Source organism: uncultured Gimesia sp., from assembly GCF_937919775.1.
Taxonomy (GTDB): domain Bacteria; phylum Planctomycetota; class Planctomycetia; order Planctomycetales; family Planctomycetaceae; genus Gimesia.
The window spans coordinates 1-3,708 of record NZ_CALFPF010000427.1 but is presented as its reverse complement, the minus strand read 5'-3'; the positions used below and the strand labels follow the sequence as shown (position 1 = coordinate 3,708).

Annotated in this window: 2 protein-coding genes; both read left to right on the top strand. The window is 51.7% G+C overall.

Features of this window, described 5'->3' with window-relative positions; all coding sequences use genetic code 11:
• Nucleotides 1-290: 290 nt before the first annotated feature.
• Nucleotides 291-2,981 (top strand): FAD-dependent oxidoreductase, encoded by a 2,691-nt coding sequence (locus Q0294_RS11695; protein WP_299465158.1) that lies wholly within the window; start codon nt 291-293, stop codon nt 2,979-2,981.
• A gap of 328 nt (nt 2,982-3,309) precedes the next feature.
• Nucleotides 3,310-3,708: hypothetical protein (locus Q0294_RS11690; RefSeq protein ID WP_299465155.1), on the top strand; the 399-nt coding region annotated here is incomplete at its 3' end.

The window sequence follows — 3,708 nt, the reverse complement described above, 5'->3', positions numbered from 1 at the left end:
AAAAATACAAACCTGAGTGCCCAGAGATCATCCATCAATGCGCTCTAATTGCGCTGATAAAGGCTCAAGCACGAAGTTTTTTGTACAAAACTAAGAAAGTGCAAAATCAATGCCATATTCTTATCTAAGGTCTGGCATCCAGCCTCCTCAGCGATTGCATTCTGATTTTTGATTCGAACCAAATTCGACCTCAAAACAAAATGACAGATGACAATTCGTGTGAACATGCCTTATGATGATGCAGACTTCAGTCCTCATCACCCTCTCTAATTGAGAAAGAAACACTCGCCATGAATATTAAGATCGTGTTTCTGGTCTGTTTATTGAGTTTTTTCATAAATAAATTAAGTTTTCTTAGTAATAATCTAGTTCAAGCAGAAAAGCCAGAACAAAAAACGGATTTGCTGATTGTGGGAGGAACCGAATCGGGGTGGGCGGCTGCGATTCAAGCCGCACGATCGGGAGTAAAATCAATCACACTTGTTCTGGACGGCAAATGGCTGGGCGGACAATATACCGAACAGGCGCTGGCCTGTGTCGATGAAAACAAGGGACCGGGTAAAGTCGGCTGGGGGGTCGACTGGCATCCGATGAAACGCTCGTTTCATCGCAGTGGCCTGTTCAAAGAATTAATGGATCGCATTGAAGCCTTTAATTCAGAGAAGTATGGCTCCCCCATGCCGGGCCGTCCGTTTCATGGTCCTTCCACATTTCGTCCCGCCGAAGCCGAGGCGATATTTCGTTTCATGCTGCAACCCTATCTTGAGAGTGGACAGATTCGTCTGATCACAGAGCATTATCCCGTCAAAGCCGACGTGAATCGAAACGGACAGCGCCCGCAATTGACGGGGCTCTGGTTTGCCCCCGTCAATTCCGAAACGCCGGATCTGCACATCACCGCGAAATTAACCATCGACGCGTCAGACTGGGGAGATGCGATTCAGGTGGCAGGAGCGGAATTTGAATTCGGGGCCGATCCCCGCACACGGTATAACGAGCCGAGTGCGCCACTGAATACCGATGATTATCCTGCTAATGAAATGAACCCGATCACCTGGGCAATGATCGTGGAAGAATCCGAAAAAGATTCGCCCATTCCCAGACCAGAACGCTATGACGATCGCAATTTTGTGCGCACGTCGAACTTGAGCCTGGCCCGCATGAAAGATCTGGAATGGGATCGACCGGTCAAACTGGGATCAATTCCGCATTGGCCGGACGCAGGCAAAGCATCGCCGCGACAGCTTTCGGTTTTTACCGTACGACGGATTGTCGATGGTTACACCAGTAAAGATCACAAAACCAGCATCCTGTTGAATTATATGCTGGGGCAGGATTACCCACTCGAACGGTTACCTTTACACGTGGTCGAGGCGCTCGAAGCAACGGAACCGGGGGCGTCCACGAAAAATATCGTGTTGATGAACCGTCGGCAGAGGCAGATCATTTTTGACGATGCCAAACGACATTCGTTATGTCTGTTCTATCATCTGCAGAATTTTGTGCATGAACAGGCTCCCGATAAAACAAACAGCTTCCGTCATTTTCATTTGAGTGAGGAATTTGGAACCACAGACCGTCTGCCTCACAAACCTTATATCCGGGAATCATTGCGGCTGAAAGCCATGTATATGATGCGTGAGCAGGACGGCCGGAACAATGATGGCCCCACCAAGAAATTCGCGCGCGAACGCTTTTCACGGGTCATGTATCCTGATGGATTATTCGCCTGGCAGTTTCATTATGATTTCCATCGCACGGGACGTGCCTACCTGAAATCAGAAGGCAACAAGGGTCCCTGGATCGACTATGAAAAACCGGGGCGGAATACCAGTCTGGTCAGCGACCGTTCGGTCTTCCCATTAAGGAGTCTGGTTCCCATCGAAATGGATGGCTTGCTGGGCGCACAAAAAAATGTGGGATACAGCAGTATTGTGAGCGCGGCGATTCGCCTGCATGATCAATGTATCGCCGTCGGCCAGGCCGCCGGCGCCACGGCAGCGGTCTCTTTACAGCAGGATATTCCGCCACGAGAAATTCCCTATGATCGTGAACGGCTGGAACAAGTACGTCATGCATTGTGCGGCGCATCTGAGGAAGGAGTCGCGATACTGATCTGGCCTTATCGCGATTTGGCACCGGCACATCCCGCCTTTGTCGCCATTAATCGGCTGGCGGCACGGGGCATTTTGCCAATGGAAGTGCGCAACGTTGATTTTCAACCGGATGATCCTGCCACGCCGGAATGGCGTCAGGCAACCAGACTGCTCGCATTCAAAACCGTGGACGTTGCCAATCTGCCTGTTTCGTTTGATGAAGGCATCAGCCGCGGCGAATTTTGCCAACGCTTGTGGAGTTCTCTCAAAGACCTGCCCGTAAAACAATTTCCTCGAATGAAACCCAATGACGCAGACGGTGACGGAATCGGGGACGTCGATGATCCGACCCTGTTTACTCCCGGCGAACCCGTGTTATGGGAAAAAGCAGAAGTGTCGGCTGATCAGGATGGCCTGCTGGACAAAACCAATGCCCCGCATGCCCGCCGGATTAATTTCACAGGCAAAAACGCGCCCCCCGTATCAGGCTTTGAGTCGGATCATGGTTTGGTCTTTGATCGCAAACGGGGTTTCGGATGGGGGCGCGACCTCAGTCAGAATCATCGTCAGCGGAAACAGGTTCCTGAAGCCTATCGGGACACCTTTCTGTTTACGCGCGACCAGGATGTCTGGGAGTGTGAAGTCACCAACGGTTCCTGGCTGGTGACCGTGTGTGTCGGCGATTCCGAACACGAACAGATCGGACAATCGGTCAAAGTGGAAGGAAATCAGGTCATCAAAGAGGAAGCCACCGATGGCGGCTCATTCCTGGAGCGGAAAGCGAAAATCAATGTGACCGATGGTCGACTGACGATTGAGATCGGAAAATCGGGTGCCGGAACCAACACCTGCCTGAACTGGATCTGCATTGAACCGGCTCCATAAAACCGATTTAACAATGCATGGATGCGAAATTCGGGGACGCATGCAGTGTAACTCTTTTGCTTGCCAGGCCTCTTCAATCCAGGTGAGAATGATTTCGGATGTGCTGTGTGTTACCTCGCTCTTTGATGACACGACGCGCGCCTGCTGAATGGGGGCACCGATGTGCCCTGCTCTTTCACACCTGCCGGTTTTTCATCTGCGTTTACCCGGTTGACATCGGATAGAATCCGTTCCGGGTCTGCTGCGCAGTCTCTGCCTGGACGCTGTTGTCGAATGGCTGATGCTGTCTGCCTGTTTTATCTGATCGCGATTCAGGGAGAGGTCTGGCATGAGATGTCTGTTTTTTGTGTTGCTGAATTTATTGTCCTGCCGGGGACGGTGTGTGGTTTCGCTGGGGATGATCATCGCGAAGGGCGTGGGGATGTCAATGTGGGGTTTTGAGAAACGGAGCGCAGAACTGCGGCAGGACGTGTTTTGTGATGCGCTCCACGGCGCCCTGATGCGACTTGTGCGTGCCGATATGGCGCCGAACTTTGGTGCTCATCCTGAACCAGGGGGCTTGACGTTGAGCAAAATCGGTCTGAAACCAGCGGGTTTCAGGGGGATCGGATTCACAGGGGCGCGTGCATTCACAGACAAAATGAAATTCCCACGCGCGCGACGCGTAACACGCATCTTCGAGAAGGGCACGACGGTGTCAAGAGGGTTCATAACTCCATCTAAAACC

Coding starts and splice junctions, on each gene's coding strand:
- Q0294_RS11695 (WP_299465158.1), top strand. CDS start 291: ATGAATATTAAGATCGTGTTTCTGGTCTGTTTATTGAGTTTTTTCATA.